The sequence below is a fragment of the Mesorhizobium sp. M2A.F.Ca.ET.039.01.1.1 genome (genome assembly GCF_003998035.1).
Classification (GTDB): Bacteria; Pseudomonadota; Alphaproteobacteria; order Rhizobiales; family Rhizobiaceae; genus Mesorhizobium.
In genome coordinates this window covers 1-420 of record NZ_RZRY01001566.1, presented here as the reverse complement: position 1 = coordinate 420, position 420 = coordinate 1, and the positions used below count along the sequence as shown (strand labels likewise).

1 protein-coding gene is annotated in these 420 nt (G+C 59.3%); it reads left to right on the top strand.

Going from position 1 to position 420, the window contains the following annotated elements; translation table 11 throughout:
• On the top strand, positions 1–420 hold a 420-nt coding region (locus EOA24_RS40950), incomplete at both ends, for a DUF4238 domain-containing protein (protein ID WP_127410972.1).

The following is a 420-nucleotide window of genomic DNA, read 5'->3' as shown; positions in this document are numbered from 1 at the left end:
GGGGAGACGTCCCCATCGATGGCGATGTGAGGCCATTTAGCATCTTCAATCCGGTCCGCAGCGGGGCGGGACGGAAGAACCGAAAACACCACTTCATCTCGGTCACCTATATGGAAGGCTTCGCCGATGACCGCGGCCGTGTCCAAGTCTATCGGGCCGAGGCGCCAGAGGCACCGCTGCCGAAGCAGCCGAGGGCAACTGGGTACGAGAACTACTATTACTCTCAGAAACTCCCCGGTGGCGGTCAAGAAAACCACAGATTCGAAGACCTCTGGAATCCGATCGAGACCGTTTGGCCGGAGACCGTCCGTGCGCTTCAGGCTCGTCGTCTTTCACCGGCTTTATCCTTCAATGTCCAAGGCATGCAAACGATCATGCGGACGCGCGTTCCGGCGACCCGAGATCGCATCGCGCTTATGC